Source organism: Arthrobacter bambusae, assembly GCF_030812595.1.
In the GTDB taxonomy this organism is placed as follows: Bacteria; Actinomycetota; Actinomycetes; order Actinomycetales; family Micrococcaceae; genus Arthrobacter; species Arthrobacter bambusae_B.
In genome coordinates this window covers 113,933-128,878 of sequence record NZ_JAUSSZ010000001.1, presented here as the reverse complement: position 1 = coordinate 128,878, position 14,946 = coordinate 113,933, and the positions used below count along the sequence as shown (strand labels likewise).

The 14,946-nt window shown below is 60.9% G+C and carries 16 protein-coding genes, 1 tRNA gene and 1 pseudogene; 9 read left to right on the top strand and 9 right to left on the bottom strand.

Translation table 11 applies throughout. The annotated features are described in order from the left end of the window. Positions 1-227 precede the first annotated feature (227 nt). Together J2S96_RS00590 and J2S96_RS00585 are read left to right on the top strand one after the other, a co-directional pair. Complete coding sequence (locus J2S96_RS00590; protein ID WP_306858867.1) at positions 228-698, top strand: hypothetical protein; 471 nt, start codon at positions 228-230, stop codon at positions 696-698. Positions 699-937: 239 nt separating this feature from the next. Next, on the top strand, positions 938-1,120 hold the full coding sequence (locus tag J2S96_RS00585; RefSeq protein WP_306858865.1) for a hypothetical protein: 183 nt from the start codon (positions 938-940) through the stop codon (positions 1,118-1,120). Positions 1,121-1,202: 82 nt separating this feature from the next. Here J2S96_RS00585 and J2S96_RS00580 read toward each other — a convergent pair whose 3' ends face one another. Next, entirely contained in the window at positions 1,203-1,613 is a 411-nt protein-coding gene (locus tag J2S96_RS00580; RefSeq protein WP_306858863.1) for a hypothetical protein, read from the bottom strand. 716 nt (positions 1,614-2,329) lie between these two features. On the opposite strand from J2S96_RS00580, the gene J2S96_RS00575 reads away from it, so the two are divergent. Then, positions 2,330-2,935, top strand: coding sequence for a hypothetical protein (locus J2S96_RS00575; protein WP_306858861.1), 606 nt, complete (start codon positions 2,330-2,332; stop codon positions 2,933-2,935). Positions 2,936-3,611: 676 nt separating this feature from the next. Here J2S96_RS00575 and J2S96_RS00570 read toward each other — a convergent pair. Continuing rightward, positions 3,612-4,187 carry a hypothetical protein gene (locus J2S96_RS00570; RefSeq protein WP_306858859.1) on the bottom strand — a complete coding sequence of 192 codons (576 nt, stop codon included), beginning with the start codon at positions 4,185-4,187 and terminating at the stop codon, positions 3,612-3,614. 438 nt (positions 4,188-4,625) lie between these two features. Between J2S96_RS00570 and J2S96_RS00565 the strand changes: the two are divergent. Together J2S96_RS00565 and J2S96_RS00560 are read left to right on the top strand one after the other, a co-directional pair. Next, positions 4,626-4,826, top strand: a pseudogene (locus J2S96_RS00565) (IS3 family transposase); the annotation flags it as partial. 222 nt (positions 4,827-5,048) lie between these two features. Continuing rightward, positions 5,049-5,198 carry a hypothetical protein gene (locus J2S96_RS00560; protein WP_306858857.1) on the top strand — a complete coding sequence of 50 codons (150 nt, stop codon included), beginning with the start codon at positions 5,049-5,051 and terminating at the stop codon, positions 5,196-5,198. Between the two features lie 985 nt (positions 5,199-6,183). Here the strand turns inward: J2S96_RS00560 and nirB are convergent. Beyond that, positions 6,184-8,802, bottom strand: coding sequence for a nitrite reductase large subunit NirB (gene nirB / locus J2S96_RS00555; protein WP_306858855.1), 2,619 nt, complete (start codon positions 8,800-8,802; stop codon positions 6,184-6,186). A gap of 296 nt (positions 8,803-9,098) precedes the next feature. Here nirB and nirD point away from each other — a divergent pair, with 296 nt between their 5' ends. Further along, a complete protein-coding gene (gene nirD, locus J2S96_RS00550; RefSeq protein ID WP_306858853.1) occupies positions 9,099-9,464 on the top strand; it encodes a nitrite reductase small subunit NirD in 366 nt (121 codons plus the stop codon). A 947-nt stretch (positions 9,465-10,411) separates the two neighbouring features. Here the strand turns inward: nirD and J2S96_RS00545 are convergent. After that, positions 10,412-10,573: a hypothetical protein gene (locus J2S96_RS00545; protein WP_306858851.1), complete on the bottom strand. Its 162-nt coding sequence runs from the start codon at positions 10,571-10,573 to the stop codon at positions 10,412-10,414. Between the two features lie 23 nt (positions 10,574-10,596). On the opposite strand from J2S96_RS00545, the gene J2S96_RS00540 reads away from it, so the two are divergent. Beyond that, positions 10,597-11,097 carry a relaxase domain-containing protein gene (locus J2S96_RS00540; RefSeq protein WP_306858849.1) on the top strand — a complete coding sequence of 167 codons (501 nt, stop codon included), beginning with the start codon at positions 10,597-10,599 and terminating at the stop codon, positions 11,095-11,097. On the opposite strand, the gene J2S96_RS00535 is transcribed toward J2S96_RS00540, so the two are convergent. Then, positions 11,021-11,410, bottom strand: a complete 390-nt coding sequence (locus tag J2S96_RS00535; RefSeq protein ID WP_306858847.1) for a tyrosine-type recombinase/integrase — start codon at positions 11,408-11,410, stop codon at positions 11,021-11,023. The two genes, J2S96_RS00540 and J2S96_RS00535, sit on opposite strands and share 77 nt — an antisense overlap. A gap of 4 nt (positions 11,411-11,414) precedes the next feature. Further along, entirely contained in the window at positions 11,415-11,678 is a 264-nt protein-coding gene (locus J2S96_RS00530) for a hypothetical protein (RefSeq protein ID WP_306858845.1), read from the bottom strand. 27 nt (positions 11,679-11,705) lie between these two features. Here J2S96_RS00530 and J2S96_RS00525 point away from each other — a divergent pair, with 27 nt between their 5' ends. After that, positions 11,706-11,876, top strand: coding sequence for a hypothetical protein (locus tag J2S96_RS00525; protein ID WP_306858843.1), 171 nt, complete (start codon positions 11,706-11,708; stop codon positions 11,874-11,876). A 1-nt stretch (position 11,877) separates the two neighbouring features. On the opposite strand, the gene J2S96_RS00520 is transcribed toward J2S96_RS00525, so the two are convergent. Both J2S96_RS00520 and J2S96_RS00515 read right to left on the bottom strand, forming a co-directional pair. Next, positions 11,878-12,228 carry a hypothetical protein gene (locus J2S96_RS00520; RefSeq protein WP_306858841.1) on the bottom strand — a complete coding sequence of 117 codons (351 nt, stop codon included), beginning with the start codon at positions 12,226-12,228 and terminating at the stop codon, positions 11,878-11,880. A gap of 88 nt (positions 12,229-12,316) precedes the next feature. Next, positions 12,317-12,398, bottom strand: a tRNA-Leu gene (locus J2S96_RS00515). 196 nt (positions 12,399-12,594) lie between these two features. Here J2S96_RS00515 and J2S96_RS00510 point away from each other — a divergent pair. Next, a complete protein-coding gene (locus J2S96_RS00510) occupies positions 12,595-13,200 on the top strand; it encodes an ANTAR domain-containing response regulator (protein WP_059389079.1) in 606 nt (201 codons plus the stop codon). Between the two features lie 215 nt (positions 13,201-13,415). Here J2S96_RS00510 and pyk read toward each other — a convergent pair whose 3' ends face one another. Continuing rightward, positions 13,416-14,915 (bottom strand): pyruvate kinase, encoded by a 1,500-nt coding sequence (gene pyk, locus J2S96_RS00505; RefSeq protein WP_306858839.1) that lies wholly within the window; start codon positions 14,913-14,915, stop codon positions 13,416-13,418. Positions 14,916-14,946: the final 31 nt, after the last annotated feature.

Below are 14,946 nucleotides of genomic sequence, written 5' to 3'. Positions count from 1 at the left end.
TCGACAAAATCAACTCCAACCGGAAGGTCCTGGTGCGTGCGGCGTCCGGTGCGGGATCCTTTGCCGGACACCGACAGGACCGGAGCTGGACTTTGCCATATCGACTAACGTGGGCCTGAGCAGTAGACAATCCGGTGGCACCCATGGCGATGGAACGGGGTTTTATGTCCAACCAGTTAGCGAGCAGGCCCCCAATCCCTGTCAACGTCCTCATGGCTTGCTCTGTGATGGCTACCGGATCCGTGATCGCACTGGTACTTGGCGTCATCCAGCTCTTTATGGGCCGAGTGGGTCATGAGGGGCATGAAGTTGTCCCTGGTGCGTTGCCCGTGGCGCAGACGGGTCAGGTGGGTCTCGCTATCGTGGTGGCTCTGTTGGTTTCCTGGATGAGCTGGAAAAACTGGCAGGGACGGAAGTGGGCCAGGACCCTTACAAGAGCCCTGGGAATCCTGACCATTGCTGCGGCTGCGGCGGCGCTCCTTACGTTTGGGAGCAAATTGTCTGTGATCGCATGCGTCGCCTACGCGCTCTCGGCGTCTCTCTCGGTCATAGTCCTGGCCCTCATATCGCGCAAGGTACCTAAGGACTTCTATGTGTCGCATCGCCGCGTGCGTCCCCGGAAGATTCCAGTCTCTTCCGCCCCTGCACAGCACGGAACCTCGTACATAGGCCACTTTTCGGATGACCGGAAGCGCTAAAACGCGCCGTTGTCATCTTTTGGAAGGGAAGAGGAACGATGTCCGACAAGAGCCCCTTAATCCGACTTGGAAAGCACTCGGCGCGGCAGTTTCGAAATTCCGAGACCACAGTCGGACAGCAGCTACCGAGGACGCGTGGCTTTACTGTGGTTCCTGCCCCTTGTTCTTACCTACTGGTTACTTGGGGCTTGCAGCGGGCCCACTGTCCCTTCAGATGAGCAAACTTTAGGATGGGCCGTATGACGCCTAGATGGCTTGGTATTGCACTTCTCTGCGTGGGGTCGCTGAACGCTCTCGTGGGGACCATGTTGGTCTTGCGGTATACACCTTCCAACAACGCTTGGGCCTACTCCATCATGCTCTGCGGCGTCGGCGTGATGATTTGCGGCTACTTCATCGGCAAGCGCACAAGCTGGAAATAGCCTCTCAGGCCGACGCCCGCAAGCCGTGGCCTAACGAGCTCTCCTGCGTTCGATAAGGGATCCTTTGCCGGACGGGTCTCTTTTATTGCTCGAGGGTGGGGATTCCGAGGTGGGCGCAGATGTCGGGTCCTCCGGGGATGACGGCAACGCTGTTGTCGACGACACACGCGGTCAGCTGCGGGACGTAGTGGCCGATGAGCTTATTTGGCCCGGCAGGGCCGCCGAGTGGATTGCCGTACTTACCGCTTGGCATTCCGCTGTCGCTTGACTTGCTGGGGTCGGCCGCGGGCGTGGTTTGGACGAAACCGGGCGGGATGAGGTCGTCCGTGATTCCCTGAGGGTTCATCGTTCCCAAATCCCAGCTGCGGCTGCATTGGAGGATGGGATCAGCGACCTGCTGCATTCCGGCATTCGGGTCACCAGGGTTGGGGTTATTCTTCGCGTCGAACCCTGTCACGTAGATCCCCGTGGTGATGTACGGCGGCATGGTCACTTTAGGGTCTTCTTTGACGGGATATGTGGTGGTCAGGTCGGCGCGGTAATAACAGCGGATGTTGCGTTTATCGTTGCCCGGGGTGATAGCCGTGTGGACCCCGGCCGCGCTGGCCCCGGCTACAGAGGAAGCACTAGAGCTAGCCTGGGACGCCGCCGGGGCTGAATAGGAACATGATGCCAACAGCATTGCCGACGCCGCCAAAAGGGCGGCGGCCCCTATCATCCGAGCTTTCTGATTTGCCCTACGCATGCCAGCCCCCCACACAATCCTCTACGTTGCCCCGCTGCAGACCAGAACACGATTCGTGACCTGCTCCGTCAAAGACTAAACCAACACTTCACTCACAGCCCCTTCAGGCTCCTCAGTTCAAGCGCAATGTGAAGCGGCTTAAAGCCCTGCCTGCCCACTCCTCGGGGCGTCACATTCATCCCGGTCATTACAAGCCATCGCACCACGGTCCCCTGTTGCTGCCCCAGTTGGCGCTCTTCTCACCCGTCCGTTGAAGGATCGCTAACCGGCCGGTACCGATGTACCGGGCATTGTTATCCAAGGATTTGGTCAAGGATATTGCACAGTCACGTGGCCCGGTTTAGCGTCAGGGCAAAAGAGCCTGGTTGCATGGTCGGAGCCTTTGGACGATTTGAAAAGGCTTGGGCAGTTGAGAAACAGCTAGGCGAGATTTTCCGCACTGGTTTCTAGGGACGGGAGCCCCGATGGCTGTTGAAAAACTTGAACCGGCGCCTCGAACCTGGATGGAAAAGACCTACGACCTTGCTGGAATCTTCGTCAGTCTGTTGATTGTTGTCATAGTGACAATCCCCTGGCAGGCATTGCGGACGTCTCCGCTGTATCTATCGGCTCTATTCCCGGCCGCATTCGTGGTCTATCTTGTGATCGGCTTGCTGGTCAGCCCGCTGAAGAAACGGAGAGTTGCCCAAAACCTTGATAGAGGAATGGTTGAATGCAGCCTTCGGCCGGGCCCCAAGTCGCTGCCCTCTGGCTACTCCCCACCGGCACCTGCTGATAAGCGTGGGTGGATTACTGGATGCGCAACCGTGAGGGGCGGCGCCCTTATCTTTCAACCCGTGGCAGCCTTCACCGGTACACCAGTAGGCGAGAGCCTGTCTCTGCCCAATATAGAATCCTTAACGGGAGGACTGCGGACCCCGGCTACCCCGCCTTGGTATCTGGGCCGGGGCCGTCGCGACCACACCGTCGTGTATTTGAAGACGGAAACGGGTGTGCTTGAAGTCGCAGGTTCTGCAACAGGACTGAAGTCAGTCGGACTCTATCCAACGGAGGAAACGAGGCGCGCCTGAGTAAGGGGGCGGCCTGGAAAGCGAGACGAGGTTGTGACGAAAGCTTCGCCCGGCCACTCGATCGGCATGCCTGCCCAGTTGTGCGGGGTCCAGTCGACGGGATAGCCGCACTCCTCCATCGAGAGGAGGACCGGGCCGAAATCGTGGGGCGACCAGAAGGTAAACCACACACTGGGGTCGGTGGTGACGATCTCGACCTCCCAGATGATCGTGGGAGCAGGCGCCGCCGGCGCTTGGAGAAGACCTCCTTGACCTCGCTCCGCGGCACAATCCAAGGGCCGATACGGAACAGGTTCAGGCCGCGGCCGTGAAACTCCAGCTGCTCCGGGGTGACGACGAGGCGGATCCAGGGAGTGCCGGCTTGAAACCGGTAGTTGCTGTAGCCACCCCCGATGAACTCGTATCGCAGTGCCCGATCAAAAATGCCGTTATCGGTGTCCTCCACGGACGTCAGCCTAGGCTCTATTCTTGCCTGCCATAAGGCTGCGCCGTGCAGAGGGCCGCCCGGGTGGCCCCCATGCCGCCACACACCTACCCAGCGCCGTCCGATGAGGGATAGGCATACGGGCGGCGCCGACCCGCCATGCGTCGGTCGGGCTAAGCTTCCGAATAGCAGGCTAGCCCTGCCTTCCGTCTGCTCTCCACGGCACATTCCTCGGGCGAAATAGCTGAGGCTTCACTCCTCAGTTGGTCGCTCCGGTTCTCCTGGCAAGTGTGCCATCAAGGCTTCAATTCGCGTCCGTCGGCGTCCGGCCCAAAGGGGGAAGCAGATAGCGGCGGCAAGGAATAAGGCAGCGATCAGGGCACCGAACCACGGATGATTAAGATCGTCGAAAACGATGACCACGCCCAGCACCGAGAACACGCCGCACACTGGCGGGACAACCCAGACCAAAGAGCGCTCTTGCCGAACTATTTTGTTCAGTTCGGGCAGCCACATCCAAGTCGATGCCTGAGCGGGCAGCTGACCGGTGGAAATAGCGCGCTGAAGATTACTTGGCGTGGGTGATCCAGCTGGCTGTCTTCGATCCATCCTTCGTCGCCATGTGAACACCAAGATGAGGCCGCCACCAAACAGAAGCCCGACAATTCCGGTTGCTGCAGCCCCACCCAACGTGATCGGCTTACCCTGCAGGGCGTCTTTGCCCAACATTACGGCAGTCCAGAAGCAGGCGCCGATCAAGGCGACGGTCCACAGAGGAGCCCGTCGCAGAAAGGCTTGCCACCTGTCCCATGGGCTGCCCTTGGCCATTTCACTCTCCTATTCCACCGATGGAGATGCCGCCAGCTGAGTCTGGACAAAGCCTATTACCTCTCAGCATGAGCAAGAAGCCAACAAGTAGCTCAGCTTCCGGACCTCGGCGTCCCCAAGCAGCGCCGGTGAAGAGAGTTCCAAAACCTCGAGGGAATAAATTGATCCGCGCGGGCCGCCGCCCTACGGATTCCCGCTACTGTGTCGTAAACGTATCGTTTACCGGCCCGGAGATCACGGGTCCGGAGCGTGTGGCCACTCGGCTTGGCAGTTTCTCTGTTCCATCCCATGAAGTGATGGTCTGTTTTGGAATTAAGCTTCGCGTTTCCCTGTGTAGTAACCGGCAAGCATCAGGATGAGCCCGGAAAAAACGGGACTGCCCCCGGTTTCGTTGACTCCTTGACCTAGCGAGCTGATGCTCGTGGAAGGATGTTGACCATGCCCACGGCCTGGGGCGGAGTTCCGCCAGGATGTTATTGATGTGGCCCGCAAGGGCGAGGCGCTCTTGGCGCAGATCGCGAGGATTTCGGGCTCTCGGTCACGACGCCGAAGCGGTGGGTCGCTATCGCAGAGCGCAAGGAAATCGGGACGGGACCGGCGGCGGAGTCGGCCGAGATGCGGGAGCTGAAGAAGCGTAGCCCGTCTGATGCCGGCCTCGACAGGGGGACAAGTACTCGGACATGCAGCGTAAGGTCGGTGCTCCGGACTCTGCATTGGCTGAACCACACTCCTGGCGTTTGCCGATCGACGATAGATCCCAGATACAAAACCGAAACCTCACGTCGCAGCTTCGAAACATCTCGACGCTACCCTCGTTATCGGGTGGACAGAGCCGTCCACCCGATAACCGGAAGGACGCCGATGTCGTTATTGAACAGCTTCACTCTCTTTCTTTGTTCAGGCCGAATCGGGCCGGATCCCCAGTTCGATGGCGACAACACCGCCGCCAGTTTTCCGACGGGTCAACTGACCTCCAACGCTTGGGAAGGCTGGTGGCACGACGAAGACTAGACCAGACACCCGAGCGAGACTTGCGGTATAAGCAAGATCCGCACACGACTGGCAGTCTTGGTCTCGTTATCTGCCGATATTAGCTCCCCTCGTGAAATTCGCCCTTTCCGTATGCTGTCGCCCAGGCCGGCAAAACGGCGAGCAACGACGGAGGACTCTCACTCCCGCTGGCCTGCCTTCATGTCGTCCGCTGTCGCGGATGCTTCTACCGCGATCTCAAATCCACGGCAATCACGACCGGCGGATTGCTGCGAAGGAGAGAAGGATCTCGAGCAGCTCGATGGGGTCGTGCACTCCCGCGCACGGCCCGGCCCCAAACCACGGATACCCCCAGAAAGTTCACGGCCGCGCTCCAGGACCCGTACGCTTTCACAACCAATAACAAACGAGACCACGCCGCGAGGCTCTGACTTGCGACGACGTCAGGTTGAAGCACACCTCAACGCCGGGACGTGAGCGATGTCTCGATTCAGGAGCTATCGGATCTACAGCTCAGGTTGACCGCAGCCTGGGCCACGGTTCTCATGCACGTGTTTACACCTCGCGGCCGATATTGGGCAAATGGGTGATGACGACGATCGCGAGATTCGTCTACCCGCCGCCCAAACGTTGGGGCGTCAGTTGAAAACTCGCCTGATGTGGCGGCATGCCGAGGTAACTCAACGCTGGACTTCGCCGGAATTCGCGACGCAGAAACGAACGCTTAGGTCCACCTACTGGGCCGTTCAAGGATCTTCTGGTCACTTCAGATCAATCTGGCCGCCATTGCCACGATTCCGTCATCACCGGGAGCAGCCCGGCAGCCGACACGAGGTTCGGCTCATCAAAGGAAACGGACACAGCGGACCGCTCGCGGGAAACTTCCCCCGAGCGCACCCAATTTCGGTGGTCAATGCGGTTTGGACAAGTTCCATTTTCCTTGAAAAGTAGGGCATTCTCGGTTGAACCGCCGTCGGACCCCCGATCAGGATCGGTGGATCAAGGCTTAGTCCTCGCTTCCGCGAACGGGGATGGTGCTGGCGATGAGGACTCGGCTTTTTTCCTCGGCGGTGGCGGGACGGATCTGGCCGCGTTCCGGGACGAAAGAAATGGCCTCGTCCTTCTGGTCGGGGGCATTCACGAACGACCGGAAGCGGCGCAGGCGTTCGGGATCCTTGAGGGTCTCGGCCCATTCGTCCTGGTAGCTGTCGATGTGGCGCGCCATCGCGGCTTCGAGGTCGCTGGCGATGCCCAGGGAGTCGTGGATGATGACGTCTTCGATGTGCTTGAGTCCGCCGTTGAGCTCTTCCTGCCAGCGGGCGGTGCGCTGGAGGCGGTCGGCAGTGCGGATGTAGTACATGAGGTAGCGGTCGATGTACTTGATCAAGGTGTCGTCATCCAGGTCTTGGGCGAGGAGTTGGGCGTGGGCGGGGAGGAAGCCGCCGTTGCCGCCGACGTAGAGGTTCCAGCCTTTGTCCGTGGCGATGACGCCGACATCTTTTCCGCGTGCTTCGGCGCATTCGCGGGCGCAGCCGGAGACGCCCATTTTGAGTTTGTGGGGGCTGCGCAGGCCGCGGTAGCGCAACTCGAGGTTGATGGCCATGGCCACCGAGTCCTGGACGCCAAAGCGGCACCACGTGGATCCGACGCAGGACTTCACAGTACGAAGGCTCTTGCCGTAGGCCTGGCCGGACTCGAAGCCGGCGTCCACGAGTTCCTTCCAGATCTCCGGGAGCTGTTCGAGGCGGGCACCGAACATGTCGATGCGCTGCCCGCCGGTGATCTTCGTGTAGAGGCCGTACTTCTTGGCGACGGTTCCGATAATGACGAGTTTGTCAGGAGTGATCTCCCCGCCCGCGATGCGGGGAACCACCGAGTAGGTGCCGTCCTTTTGCATATTCGCCAGCGCCCGATCGTTGGTGTCCTGCAAGGCGCCCCGGCCGTCGTCGAGCACGTAGGCAGAATGCTGCGAGGCGAGGATGGAGGCGATCGTGGGTTTGCAGATGTCGCAGCCAGCCCCCGTGCCGTATTTGGCGAGGATCTCTTCGAAGGAGTCCAGTTGGAGCACACGGATGGCGTCGAAGAGTTCCTGGCGGGAGAGTTCGAAGTGCTCGCAGAGGGCTTTGGAGACCTCGATGCCGGACTTCTTCAGCTCGCCTTCGAGGAGCTTTTTGAGCATCGGCACACAGGAACCACACTGCGTGCCCGCACGGGTGCAGGCCTTCAGTTCGCCCAGTTCCTGAACGGGCGCGTTGCCCTCGCAGGAACCGCAGCCGTTGATCGCGTCGCGGATGGACCCCGCGGCGACGTTGTTGCAGGAGCACAGGATCGCGTCGTCGGGCAGTTCGGTCTCGGGGGCGTCCCCACCGCCTGCGGCGGTGAGGTAGGCGCCGGGCTCTGCCGGAAGCTCGCGGCCGAGGAGCGGGCGCAGGCTCATGTACGGGGTCGCGTCGCCGACGAAGATGCCGCCCAGGAGGGTCTTCGCATCATCGGTGGTCACGATCTTCTGGTACACGCCCCGCGCAGGGTCCGCATAGACAATCTCGAGGGAGTGTTCGGTCTTGGCGAACCCATCGCCGAAGCTGGCCACGTCCACGCCGGAGAGCTTGAGTTTCGTGGCCGTGTCGAAGCCGGGGAATGTCGCTTGCCCGCCGTGCAGTCGGTCCGCGACGATCTCGGCCATCGTGTTCGCCGGGGCCACCAGCCCGAGGCACATGCCGTTGAAGTTGGCTACTTCGCCAATTGCGTAGATGCCGGGAATCTCGGTTTCGCAGCCGTCGGAAATGACCACGCCGCCGCGCGGCCCGAGTGAAAAGAGCTGTTCCTCGCCTTCGGCCGCACGGAAAAGTTCGTCGCGCGGCCTTACGCCGATCGCCACGATCACGAGGTCGGCGTCGATGATGCGGCCGTCGGCCATGAGGACGCCGGTGACCTGGCCGTCGTCGTCGGACAGTACTTCAGAGGGGAACACGCCGCCGTGGACTTCGAAGCCCTTGGCCTTGATGAGCCGGCCCATTGCCTGGCCGGCTCCTTCGTCCAACTGGGTGGCCATTAGCCACGAGGCGCCGTCGATGACGATCGGGCGGGCGCCCAGGCGTTCCGTGCCGGCCGCCGACTCGAGGCCGAGGAGGCCGCCACCGATCGTGACGGCGTTGATCCGGCGGCCGAGCTTTTCGGTGAGTTCGGTGATGGCCTTGTTGATGGCCCATACATCTTCGAGAGTGCGGTAGACATGGGTGTGCTCGGCGCCAGGGATGGGCAAGCGGGCGGCATTCGAGCCTGTTGCGACCACCAAGTCGTCATAGGGGAAGGTGGTGCCGGCCGCGGTTTCCACAGTCTTGGCTTCTGCGTTGATCTTGACTACGCGCTCACCAGTGCGAAGGTCCAGGGCATTGTGCTGCCACATGGACGCGTCACCCAAGGTGAGGTCGTAGTCCATTTCGGTGAGGGCCTTGCTCAGCGCGACGCGGTCATAAGGGAGGTGCGTCTCTTCGGTCAGGACCGTGATGTGCCAGCCCTCAAGGCCACGAGTGTGCATAGCGTCGGCAAAACGGTGGGCTGCAGGGCCGCCACCGGCGACAACAATACGGCGTGGGTTTTGTGGGGTAGGAGTCTGTCCGGTCACTGGGCGGCCTTTCGCATACGCCGCAGAACCGTCCTCCGCGACTTGTCATTTCAGCGTATGGAGGGGCAGTTTCGCATCAGTTTCCCTTGTGTTTCGGCAACTTAACTTCCGAATCACGTTAACTTCCGCATCACGGTGAGATGTTTGGCGACGTGAGGTGTCCTTTACGAACGGGACACATTGATTGCGTTCCGGCGAAACATGCCCGGCCTAGCTTGGATATGTGGCCGCAAACCGGCCGTGCCGGATGGTGGAAATGGATCCGCCGATCGGTAGTCAAAGCGATAGGGGCTGAAGTGACGGTAATTCTGGATCAGGAAAATCTGAGCGCGACGACGGCGTCCGATTGGCACCGGGTCTGCGCAGTCGACGAACTAGAACCCGCATGGGGCGAAGCGGCCTTGATCGCCGGTCATCAGGTGGCGCTGTTCCGCACCGGGCCGGATCAGGTCCTCGCGGTGACGCAGCAGGACCCCGCGACACTATCCAACGTCATGGCACGTGGAATTGTCGGATCCCGCGGCAGCCGCCCCACTGTCGCATCGCCCCTGCACAAGGAGGTCTACGACCTGGAAACCGGCGAGTGCTTCACCAACCCCGAACTTCGGCTGGCAACTTACAGCACCCGCCTTGTCGACGGATTCCTGGAGGTCACGGTCTAAGCCTTGTTCCACCGATCCGTGGCCGGTTTTGGTTGATGGTCGGGCCGGCAGGGGATTCTGGTCCGGGCATGGCGGATCGCGGGCCCTGCTGCCGGTGGTGTTCCACCCGATGGTTTTGGCCGTTTCCGGCGGGTGGGCGGGGGTCCTATGCCGCTTGCGGTGGGGCGTGGACGATGTTCTGACACCGGCGGTCGACGGTCTCCGATTTCAACCGGACCCTTTTTTACTTGGAGAGGGCTTCTCTGCCGAGAAGCCTCCACGAGTAAGAACCTCAGACGGTGTGGGGCCCGTGAGATCCCGTTGATCAACAGTGAATCGGCCCCACGTAGGTGACTCTCTCGTTGCGCAGGCAGCCAGGTCACCGGCCACGATGTGTTTGGGGCCACGGATTCCGTGCCATACCAACTCCACTCGCTGACCTGCACATGTGAGACGGCGTCACCAAGGAGCTCAACGACTCACCTCCCTCCGCTCGCGCAAGGAACTCCCGCATCAACCGCGTCTCATTTACACCTCTTGCATCCAAGGCCACACCTTGGGTTCTAGCTCACGGCGAGTCATGTCGTCGAGAGACTCGGTTTCGATGAACGAACGCGAGTGGGAGAGTTTGTGGGGAATGTGGCGCCGGTTTCGAACCTTCTCGGAAAGCGCAGCGACTCTGCGCATCACGGTGCGCCAATCGGCATCGGGACCGTCACCGGCGCCCACGGATGAAGGTGAGAGAATCTGACCTTCGAGCCTCGCCAACGAGCGCCGCAGAACCTGCTGAAACCAGTGACGTCCGCAGAACTGCGTCAAGCAGAGGTGCCGTGAATCGGCCATCCGATCCGAGGACTAGGCAGCTTCAGCAAACCATCGACACCCTCCAAACGGCCCTGCGATCGCAGTCGTCGGAACTCGAACGGTTCAAAAGGGTCTACGCCGAGCAGCAGGCTCGCTTAGATCGGCTAAAAGGAGAAATCGCCGGCCTCAAACGGGCCCAGCGATCCAATATCGAAGACGTCGCCCACGTTGCCGGCCGGCTTGTTTCCGTAAGCCAGGTAACGAACATCGGACTCGACAACCCAACAATAGACATCCTCCGCCGTCGCGGATGGACGCACTCGCACCAAAAATCCCCCACACTCCAGCCATGACCATGTCGATCGCCCGACTCTCCGCCCAGTCGGGCCTAAAGTACCTCTTCAAGACCACGATGATGGACGATGTCTCCCCCGCTCCCCTAAACGCAACCGCCTACTATGTGAAGGCCGGGACACCCCAAGGCTATTGGCTCGGCAAAGGTCCCACCGGCGTCAATCGAACGTCCAGAGAACCGGTCACCGAAACCGACGCGAAAGCGATCTTCGACCACGTTACCCATCTGGACACCGGCGCTCCCCTAGGTCGTCCGCACGGCCAGCCGACCGTCGTCGAAACGAAACAAGGCCAAACCGAAATGCTGGCATGGCTTCGGGAGGGCGCGACAAAGGGCGAGTTCCCGCATGTCGTCTGGGGAAAGGGCAAGATCATATTCACGTCCGGCCACCTAAAGGAGATTGCCGAGATGCGCGAGGTCAGGGCAACTGCGACACCAACGTCCACGCCGAGAATGATCGGGACACGAGCCCGATCACAACAGAGGATCTCGTAGCATCGACAGACGCCCTTAGGCTCGCCACGCAATCGACGATCGCTCGACAGCATCCGGGCATCCTGCAGCGCCTGGGCATGAGGTGGCCATAAACCTGCTCAGTTGTCCGAGTCGATGCATGCCCGAGACGCCTCGAAACTGTGAACAAAGAGACGCCCTCCTGAATCAGCCAGGAAGCATGTGTATGCCGCAGGGCGTGGATTCGAGGTGCCTTCTTCAAACCACGGGCCTGTGCGGCCTCAACCGCGGGAACCCAGTAATGATGCCAGTACAGCTTGTGAACTATGCGCCCACCCTTGGGCGTCGTGAACAAGAGGTCAGGAACCGGGTCGGCTGGCCACGAGGGGAATCAGGATCTCCACCAATTGAGGATTCAACGAGACCGTCCGTTTCCCTGCGCCAGTCTTGGTCGCGCCGATGTAGTACTTGGAGTCAGCGCCGCGCTTCCACGCTTTGTTAACGCGCATGGGGGCAGGCTTGGACATCAGATCGACGTCGGCGACGGTCACGGCTGTTGCCTCTCCAAACCGCGTTCCAGTCATCACCAAGAACTCGGTGAAAGCCTTGTACCGCTCCCCCATGCCCTCAAGAATCAACCCGAACTCGGCGTGGGTCAGGAACCTTGCTTCATCCTCGGCCTTCTCGCCCGAGGGGAGCTGGACCCCACGGCAAGGATTGTCCTCATCACCGCCGTCTCCATGGCCGAAAAGATCAATCCATGGTTGTTCTTGATCGTCTTCGGAGACCTACCCTTTGCCTGCATCGTCTTGATCCAGTAGGTCAAATGCCGGTAGTCCAGCTTGTCCACGGAATGTGACCGATGACATCAGCGATGTGCAGCTTCAGCATCGTTTGGTATGTGTGGACCGTGCCGACAGAAGGTCGCACCAAAAGGTCAATATGTTCCTGGATAACGGCGGCGACGGTGGGCGCTTTGGTTTGGTTCTTGACCATCGCGCGCTGGGCGATTTCAAAGGACTGGTTGTTTGCATCCAGCAGCCGCTTGAGGGTCTCTGCTTCGGACGCCGTGGAGAAGGTGATTCCTTCTTGCTTACGCGTCTCGGGGTTGCGCCAGCGGACCGTGAACGAAGTCGATCCGTCAGATTTTTTGCGCTCCCAAATGCTGGCCATTGCAAGAATTCTAGGCTTCGTGTGCACACAAAACGAGTTTTTGTGCACACTCAGAAGCCTAAAACCCTTCTGACCTGCGGTAACACTGTGCCCGAGGTGGGACTCGAACCCACACACCTTTCGATACCGCATTTTGAGTGCGGCGCGTCTGCCAATTCCGCCACTCGGGCGCGGAAACACCGAAACAAGACTAACCGACGTCGAGGCCTTCGCAGAACTCAACGCTTCCTGTTGCAGTGCGCGAAACTACTCTACATGCAGATAGGCTATTTTCCAGAACCGGCTCGGCCGAGCAATAAATCATACGCAGGGACCGGGTGCAACTAAGATGGTTGAGAACCCGCCGTACGTCTTCAAGGAGATCCCGTGTCAGAACAGACGGAGTCCAAGCCCGCATCCCAGCCGGCACGCCGAGTAGTTGTCGCAGAGGATGAGACCCTCATCCGTCTGGACATCATCGAGATCTTGAAGGGCGAAGGCTACGACGTTGTCGGTGAGGCCGACAACGGTGAGAAGGCTGTCCAGCTGGCCGAGGAACTGAAGCCGGATCTGGTCCTCATGGACGTCAAGATGCCCGTCATGGACGGCATCTCCGCTGCGGAGAAGATCGTCAAGGCGAGGATCGCCCCCGTGGTCCTGCTGACGGCGTTCAGCCAGAAGGAGCTCGTGGAGCGCGCCCGCGACGCCGGGGCCATGGCCTACGTCGTCAAGCCTTTCACCCCGGCCGACCTGATCCCGGCTATCGAAATCGCTCTTTCCCGCCATGAAGAGATCAGGGCCCTCGAGAGCGAGGTGACCGACCTTCAGGAGCAGTTCGCCACGCGCAAGCTCGTGGAGCGGGCCAAGAGCCTCCTGACCACGAAGATGGGCCTCACGGAGCCTGAAGCATTCCGTTGGATCCAGAAGACCTCCATGGACCGCCGCCTCAGCATGCGCGAGGTCGCCGAGACCATCATCAACCAGGTCAACTAGCAAACCAGGTCAACTAGCACTCCCCCGCGAAGGCGCCGCTTCCCCCGGGAAGCGGCGCCTTCGTCGCTTTCGGAGCGCCGCCGGCCACGAACCGTAAAGCCAAAAAAGGGGGCCCCGCAAACTGAAGTGCTCCCCGAAAGTCAGAACTGATTTCTCAGTCCAACTTTCGGGGAGCAGTTCAAAACGGCGGAGCCCCTTGAACGGCGCTAAGGAGATCAGGCCTTCGACTTGGCCTTCTTCTTTTCCGGCCACGGTCCGACCTTTTCCTTGCGGGCTGCGGCCTCTTCCATGCGGGAAGTGTCCGCGAGGTCGCCCACCCTGTGGACCTTGAGCGAGTTCGTGGACCCGGCCTGTCCGGGAGGCGAACCGGCAGCGATGACCACGAGGTCACCGTTCTCCACGATGTTCATCTCCAGGAGGCTGCGGTCCACCTGCGCCGTCATGGCGTCAGTGTGGCCCACCATGGGGACCAGGACCGGCTGGATGCCCCAGGTCAGCGCCAGCTGGTTCCAGACGTGCTCCAGCGGCGTGAAAGCGAACACCGGCTTGACGGGCCGCAGGCGGGACAGGCGGCGGGCCGAGTCACCGGACTGGGTGAAGGTACAGATGTACTTTGCGTCCAGCTGGTCGGCGATTTCGACGGCGGCACGCGTGATGGCGCCACCGCGGGTCTTGGGCTTGGTACCGAGCGGGGGAACGCGCTCAAGACCGTGTTCTTCGGTGGACTCGATGATCCGGGCCATGGTCTTGACCGTCTCGATCGGGTACTTGCCTACGCTTGTCTCGCCGGAGAGCATCACCGCGTCTGCGCCGTCGAGCACTGCGTTGGCGCAGTCCGAAGCCTCGGCACGGGTCGGGCGCGGGTTGTCGATCATCGATTCAAGAACCTGCGTGGCCACGATGACCGGCTTGGCCCAGCGGCGGGCCAGTTCAATGGCGCGCTTCTGGACAATCGGCACTTCCTCGAGCGGGAGTTCCACGCCGAGGTCGCCACGGGCAACCATGATGGCGTCGAAGGCGTCGATGATTTCGTGGAGCTGGTCCACTGCCTGCGGCTTCTCGATCTTGGCGATCACCGGGACGCGACGGCCCTCTTCGTCCATGATTTCGTGCACGCGCTTGATGTCGGACGCATCACGGACGAAGGACAGTGCCACCAGGTCGACACCGCGCTTCAGGGCCCAGCGGAGATCGTCCTCGTCCTTTTCGCTCAGCGCGGGGACGTTGACGGCAACGCCGGGCAGGTTGATGCCCTTGTTGTTGGAGACCCAGCCGCCGACGGTCACCGTGGCGACCACCTTGACGTCGTCAACCTCGATGGCGCGCAGTGCAACCTTGCCGTCGTCGATCAGCAGGGCATCCCCGACGTTCACGTCTTCCGTCAGGCTCTTGAGGGTGGTGGAGCAGATGTCCTTGGTACCCGGAACGTCCTCGGTGGTGATGGTGAAAGTGTCACCGACGGCGAGCTCGTGGGGGCCGTCGACAAATCGGCCCAAACGGATCTTCGGGCCCTGCAAGTCGGCCATGATGGCAACGGGCTTGTGGAGTTGGGCGGAGGCCTTGCGGACGTTCTCGTACGTGTTGTCGTGTACCGAGTAGTCGCCGTGGCTCATGTTCATGCGGGCGACGTCGACGCCGGCTTCCAGCACCGCGAGGGTGTTGTCAAAGCTGGAAATTGCCGGTCCGAACGTTGCCACGATTTTTGCGCGTCTCATATACCTACCCTAGTAGTGTGCTGCAGTTGGA

What these genes read in the sequence shown, in the direction of transcription:
- J2S96_RS00575 (WP_306858861.1), top strand. Translation starts at nt 2,330, where the DNA reads ATGGCTGTTGAAAAACTTGAACCGGCGCCTCGAACCTGGATGGAAAAG.
- pyk (WP_306858839.1), bottom strand. Translation starts at nt 14,915, where the DNA reads ATGAGACGCGCAAAAATCGTGGCAACGTTCGGACCGGCAATTTCCAGC.
- J2S96_RS00540 (WP_306858849.1), top strand. Translation starts at nt 10,597, where the DNA reads ATGACCATGTCGATCGCCCGACTCTCCGCCCAGTCGGGCCTAAAGTAC.
- J2S96_RS00560 (WP_306858857.1), top strand. Translation starts at nt 5,049, where the DNA reads ATGTCGTTATTGAACAGCTTCACTCTCTTTCTTTGTTCAGGCCGAATC.
- J2S96_RS00530 (WP_306858845.1), bottom strand. Translation starts at nt 11,678, where the DNA reads ATGGGGGAGCGGTACAAGGCTTTCACCGAGTTCTTGGTGATGACTGGA.
- J2S96_RS00570 (WP_306858859.1), bottom strand. Translation starts at nt 4,187, where the DNA reads ATGGCCAAGGGCAGCCCATGGGACAGGTGGCAAGCCTTTCTGCGACGG.
- J2S96_RS00590 (WP_306858867.1), top strand. Translation starts at nt 228, where the DNA reads ATGGCTACCGGATCCGTGATCGCACTGGTACTTGGCGTCATCCAGCTC.
- J2S96_RS00585 (WP_306858865.1), top strand. Translation starts at nt 938, where the DNA reads ATGACGCCTAGATGGCTTGGTATTGCACTTCTCTGCGTGGGGTCGCTG.
- J2S96_RS00520 (WP_306858841.1), bottom strand. Translation starts at nt 12,228, where the DNA reads ATGGCCAGCATTTGGGAGCGCAAAAAATCTGACGGATCGACTTCGTTC.